The organism is Peptidiphaga sp. (genome assembly GCF_057238965.1).
The window spans coordinates 1-5,800 of record NZ_DBHHEV010000121.1 but is presented as its reverse complement, the minus strand read 5'-3'; the positions used below and the strand labels follow the sequence as shown (position 1 = coordinate 5,800).

Below are 5,800 nucleotides of genomic sequence, written 5' to 3'. Positions count from 1 at the left end.
GGGGGCCAGGTTCGGCAGGGTCGTGGCGGAAACCACTCCTTCGTCCAGGGTCGTGTCTTTCGCCGTCTCAGCGTTGGGTTCCCTCACCACCGGCTGGGTCTCGTAAGCCGTGTCGACCATCTGCGTGTTGAGGGCGAAAGCGATGCCCAAGGCGCCGACGAGAAGCAGTGCGCAGACGATGACGACGCCGAAGAAGCCTCGCGCCGACGCCGGGGCCGGAACAAGTTTCAAGCCGGGAACCCCGGAAACGACGGGGCGGGCGGCGCGCCGGGGCACAGTGGTGGCGGGGATTGCACTCATCGGTTCTTTCCTCGTGTAGTTGCTGGTTTATGCGGTGTGCGGGGTTTCGCGCAGCCTCTCGGCGGCCCTGAGGCGCACCGATGCGCTGCGCGGATTGGCCTGCAGCTCCGCGGCGTCGGCTTTGACGGCGCCGCGGGTAAGCAGGCGGAGGTACGGGGCGCGGTCGTCGAGTTCGACGGGCAGGCCCGCCGGCGTCGAGGACGTCGCCCCTTTCGCCATCTCACGCTTGACGATCCTGTCCTCCAGCGATTGGTACGACTCGACGGCAATGCGGCCTCCAACCGCAATCGCCTCGATGGCGCGCGGGATGGCGCGCCCGAGGAGGGCAAGCTCGTCGTTGACGGCGATTCGAAGCGCCTGAAAGGTTCGTTTGCACGGGTTGCCTCCCGTGCGCCTGGCCGGCGCAGGGATCGCGTCGCGGACGATGTCGGCAAGCTGGCCGGTGCGCTCGATCGGCTCCTCGGCGCGGGCCGCGAGGATCCTGGCGGCGATGCGCGAGGCAAACCTCTCTTCGCCGTATTCGCGCAGGATCCGCGTCAGCTCGGCCTTGTCAGCGGAGGCCAAAACGTCCGCGGCCGTCGGGCCGCCAGTCTTGTCCATTCGCATGTCCAAGGGGCCGTCGCCGGAGTAGGAGAACCCTCGGTCCTCGTCGTCCAGCTGGAGCGAGGAGACGCCGAGGTCCATCAGCACGGCGTCTGCCCGCCCGGCGCGCCCATACTCGGCGGCGACGTCGAACACGTCGTCATACGTCGCACGGACGGGTACGAAACGCTTGCCGAAGGGCGCCAAGCGTTCGCCGGCCAGCTCAATGGCCTCCGGGTCCCGGTCGATGCCCACGACCGTCAGGTTGGCGAAGCGCTCCAGGAAGGCGAACGAGTGCCCTCCCATTCCGAGCGTCGCGTCGATCATCACGGGGGCCTCAGCCGTCAACGCGGGCCCGAGGAGGTTCACGCATTCCTCGAGCAGCACCGGCATGTGCAGGGCATTGCCGCCAGCGCGAGGAGGTCCGGCTTTGCTCGTCGTGTTCGACGCCATGCGAAACTCCTCTCTGTGCCTTGCGGCGTATACGGCCGCTGCGGCGGCTGCCTTTGTGCGGTCGAGTCAGACCGACCGGCGGCTTTCTTCGCCTTTCTGAAGCTGGGGAACTGCCTCAGACGAGCGAGAAAGCCCTCGGCCGGTCAGAACAGGCCAGGAATGACCTCGTCTTCGCGGTCGGCGAAGGCGGCTTCCTGCGTGTTCAGGTACTCATTCCATGCCGTCAGGTCCCAGATCTCGATCCTGCTCCCTGAGCCGATCACGGCCAGGTCGCGCTCCAATCCGGCGTACTTGCGCAGATTCGAGGGAATGGAGATCCGCCCCTGCTTGTCCGGCACTTGGTCATTAGCGCCGGAAAAGAGCACACGTTGATAATCGCGAGCCTCCTTAGAGGTGAGGGGAGCTTGATGAAGCTTCGTTTGAAACTCCTCGAACTCCTCGATGGTGAAGACGAACAGGCAATGCTCCTGTCCCCTGGTGATGACCAACCCGCGCTGGAGCTGGTCGCGGAACTTCGCGGGCAAGATCAGACGACCCTTGTCATCGAGCTTTGGCTCGTATGTGCCCAGAAACACCGCGTCCACCTCCCTCTCGACGCTGGCCACCACTTTACTCCACTTCCCCCCACAAGCAAGGGTCCCATGGGGGTGTTTTGTCGAAGAAGATCATACGCATCAAGGGAAAACCACGGTGGAGGGCAACTGTACCCATCGCCTCACATTTTTGTTGAAGCTCTCCGCCCGGAGACGGAGAACGACGCCTCAAATCGGCTGTTTTCCGGGCGTCGTCGCGCCCGTGGAGCAAAGTGGAGGCGACCCCGTGGAGCGGAATGGAGGCGACCCCGTGGAGCGGAATGGAGGCGACCCCGTGGAGCGAAGCGGAGGCGACCCCGTGGAGCGGAATGGAGGCGACCCCGTGGAGCGAAGGAGGCACGACGGAGGCGCAGCCGCGAAGGGGAGCGACCTTACCGTGCAAAACAAGACGGACCGGCCGGCGAGCGCAGAACAGGCGTGGAACAAGGCGAGGCGACGGCGTGGAGCATGGCACGGCGACGCGGTGGAGCGAAGTGGAAGGCGCATGGGAGCGCCGCAGCGGATCGCGTCGATGCGGTCCAGCATGCCGATGCCACACGAACAAGGCGGCCGCTTTGCACGCTCGACAAGACGGCAAGAGCGCGTCTAATCCGACGGGATGTCTCCAAGGCATCCCGTCTGGATGCCTTCAGTCGCAGCTGAGGCGTTCAACCGTTCGGCGGTCGCCATGCCGGGGTGAATCACGGCCGGTCAACGCGAGAGGCCCGCTCGACGTCGCGGGTCTTTCGTCACCAGGCCCTTTGACGAGCCAGTCATTCCACGCTTGCGCACGCCCTAGCGGCGACGGCGCTTCTCCCACTCCTCGGCCTGCTTGGCCATGAAGTCTTGGAAACGGCTTGAGCGAGGAGCCTTTGGCCTCTTCGGCCCGGGATCGCCGTTCTCCGCCTTTTCGACGGGGAAAGACTTGACGCCGGCCGTCATGTACCACGTTCCGAGGAACATGACGACAATCCCGAGGAGCCCGACGATCTCCATCTCGGCCGAGACGCCGAGCGTGAGGACGGCAATGCCTCCAAAAACGACGAGAAGGCCAAGGACGAGATGGCGAATCGACACCTGGCGGGCAGCCGCCTTCGGCGACGGCTTGGGCTTGAGGGTGTCGGCGAACCCGGGATCCTCGTCGGACAGCTGGGCTTCCAGCTCTTCCAACATCTTCCGTTCGTATTCGGAAAGGGCCATGGGTTCTCCTCTGTCGTCGGCGTACCCGTCAAGAATATCCCGAAGGCACGAGCGGCAAAAGTCATGTGGACCACCACGATGTCATAGTTTCTGGGGCGACGGAGTCCATTCACCTCCGGGTGAACGCGACCTTCCCCGTTCTCGCGGCTTGCTCGGTTTTACCGGTTCCCTGCGTTTCATACGCCTCCCCCGTTTTCGCGGCGCCTCTCCTTGTCAGCTTCGCGGCTCCTCTCCTTGTCAACGCCGATGAGGCTTCCCGGACCGGCGAATGACGGGCCGAACTTGTCGCGAATGCGGTCGAGCGCCGCCTCAGCCCGTTCAAGACGCGGATTCACGCCAAACGCCTGATGCATGCCCTCGTCCGCTTGACCGCCGAAGTCCCAGGCTTCGCCGTCGGAATCCGCGCCCAGAGCCAGCTGTACGCCCTCGCGCGGATCGACTGTCTGCTCGGCGCGCAGGCCCAGGAGGCGCAGCCCCTCGTCGGAGACGGCGATCGAATCGAAGAGATGTTTGGCGCCCGCGTAGAGGTCCGCCGCCAGATCGGTCGGCCTGGCGAAAGTCGTGCTGCGGGTGATGGTCGTGAAATCGGCGAAGCGGACCTTGATCGCGACCGTCCGGGCAGTCAGACGCGCGCGCCGCAGTCTGCGCGCTGTGGCATGGGCCTGAGCCAGAAGGATCTTTTCAAGCTTGCCGCGGTCGGCCACGTGTTCGAAGAAGGTCTCCTCTTTGCCGATCGACTTCTCCTCGCGAGAAGTTTGCACGGGACGCGGGTCCTGCCCCATCGCCAATCTGTACAGATGCGTTCCGTGGGCGCGGCCGAGGATCCTGGCCAGACGTTCCGGTCCCGCGTCGGCGAGCTCTCCCACCGTCTCGATTCCCTGCTTGGCCAAGCGCGCCCTCGTTTTCTCCCCCACGCCCCACAGCGCCCCCACCGGCAGCCCGTGGAGGAAGGCGATCGTGGCCGAGCGGGGTATGAGGAGCAGGCCGTCGGGCTTCGCGTGGGCCGAGGCGATCTTGGCGACGTGCTTCGTCGCGGCGATGCCAACCGACGCCGGAACGCCGACCTCGCGCCGAATGCGCGCCCGCAAATCCGTGGCGATGCGGACGGGCCCTCCCATGAGGCGCCGCGCGCCGCCGACGTCGAGAAAGGCCTCGTCCACCGAAAGCTTCTCCACAAGCGGAGTGACGTCGTGCAGTATGTCCATGATTTGCCGCGACACCTCCGAATACCTGCCGTGGCGCGGCGGAATCATCGTCAGATGCGGGCAGGCCCGAAGGGCGCGGGCTACGGGCATTGCCGAGTTGACGCCGAATTCGCGGGCCTCGTAGGAGGCGGCGGAGACGACGCCGCGCTCGGCTCCCCCGACGGCGACCGGCTTGCCCGCGAGCTCCGGGCGATCGAGCAGCTCGACTGACACGAAGAAGGCGTCCATGTCGACGTGGAGTATGCCGACGTCGGAATCGTCGTCGCCCCAGAATCGACGGGCTTCTTTCGACCGCGGCGCTCGGGACATCCGTCCTCCTTTCTCACGCGACAAGCCTACGCTCAGGCTCCGTCGCTTTTCTGGCCGCGCAAAACGCCCGGTTCGCCTGCCACGGCGCCCTCGAGTCTCGATAGGCTCGTGGCATGAAGCGCGCATCGTCCAGAACACAGCTGCCCGAGGGGCCCGTCGCCACAACGTATGCCACTGCGGAAATCGTCAGGGGGCGGACCAATCCCTCGCAGGTTCTCCTTCTGTTGGACGGCGTCGAGTCTTCGAGCCTGGACCTCGCCGATCCGGAGTATCTGGATTTCGAGTATATGCAGCACATTCGCCTCATACTCGAGTCGCGCTGGGATCAAGGCGGGCGCCGCGCCGTCGAGGCGGGCGGGTCGGCCGAAGGCGGCGGCCCCCGCCGCACGAGGGTGCTTCATTTGGGAGGCGCAGGCTGCGCGCTCGCCAGGGCGTTGGGCGCCCGCAGGGAGCTGCATCAGGTCGCCGTCGAAATCGACCCCGAGCTGGCCAGGCTGGTGCGCGACTGGTTTCCGCTGCCGCGCTCGCCCTTTCTGAAGATCAGGGTCGGGGACGCCAGGCACGTCCTCGACTCGACCAAAGCGAGCTGGAACGCGATCGTCCGCGACGCCTTCACGGGCAGGGAGGTGCCGCCGCACCTGCGAACGGCGGAGTCCGCCAAACGAGCGGCCGACGTTTTGACGCCGGGAGGGATTTACGTTCTCAATGCGGTCGCGTCGGCGGGGATTCGGCGGCTAGACGAGGACATCGCGGCCATGGCGGCCGCATTTCCCAATATCGTCGCGATAGCGGATCCGGCGGTTTTCAGCGGAAGGCGTTTCGGCAACTTCGTCGTAGCGGGCTCCGACGCTCGTTTTCCGGTCGAGTCGATCGAACGGGAAGTTTTTCGACGACGGCGCCTTGCGCTCCCGGGCGGCCTCCGTCAGACCGTTGACCGATTCCCTTGCAGGATGGCCGAGAGCTACAAGCCCGAGGCAACGTCGTCCGCGCCCCGAGCCGACGACGTCGGCAGAGCCCGAGTGAGCCAGCCGAGCCTGAATCCGGGCAAACAAACTGCCGGAGCCTGCGCGGAATGCGCCCGTCGGCGGCGACTCAGGCCGGCTGTGAGGCTTTGCGAAGCGGACGAGGGCGGCCCGGCGGGCGGCGCGGGTCAGGCGGAGTGCTTTCCTCGCCGACGTT

6 protein-coding genes are annotated in these 5,800 nt (G+C 66.0%); 1 reads left to right on the top strand and 5 read right to left on the bottom strand.

Translation table 11 applies throughout. The features are described from left to right. From ACO48X_RS10595 to dinB, 5 genes are all read right to left on the bottom strand, one after another. On the bottom strand, nt 1–300 hold a 300-nt coding region (locus ACO48X_RS10595; protein WP_485002052.1), incomplete at its 3' end, for a hypothetical protein. A 27-nt stretch (nt 301–327) separates the two neighbouring features. Then, on the bottom strand, nt 328–1,335 hold the full coding sequence (rsmH, locus tag ACO48X_RS10590) for a 16S rRNA (cytosine(1402)-N(4))-methyltransferase RsmH (RefSeq protein WP_485002051.1): 1,008 nt from the start codon (nt 1,333–1,335) through the stop codon (nt 328–330). A 143-nt stretch (nt 1,336–1,478) separates the two neighbouring features. Beyond that, entirely contained in the window at nt 1,479–1,910 is a 432-nt protein-coding gene (gene mraZ / locus ACO48X_RS10585) for a division/cell wall cluster transcriptional repressor MraZ (RefSeq protein WP_040323576.1), read from the bottom strand. A gap of 792 nt (nt 1,911–2,702) precedes the next feature. After that, nucleotides 2,703–3,107 (bottom strand): DUF3040 domain-containing protein, encoded by a 405-nt coding sequence (locus tag ACO48X_RS10580; protein WP_485002050.1) that lies wholly within the window; start codon nt 3,105–3,107, stop codon nt 2,703–2,705. Nucleotides 3,108–3,283: 176 nt separating this feature from the next. Beyond that, complete coding sequence (gene dinB, locus ACO48X_RS10575) at nt 3,284–4,621, bottom strand: DNA polymerase IV (protein ID WP_485002049.1); 1,338 nt, start codon at nt 4,619–4,621, stop codon at nt 3,284–3,286. 113 nt (nt 4,622–4,734) lie between these two features. Here dinB and ACO48X_RS10570 point away from each other — a divergent pair. Next, on the top strand, nt 4,735–5,800 hold a 1,066-nt coding region (locus tag ACO48X_RS10570), incomplete at its 3' end, for a spermidine synthase (RefSeq protein ID WP_485002048.1).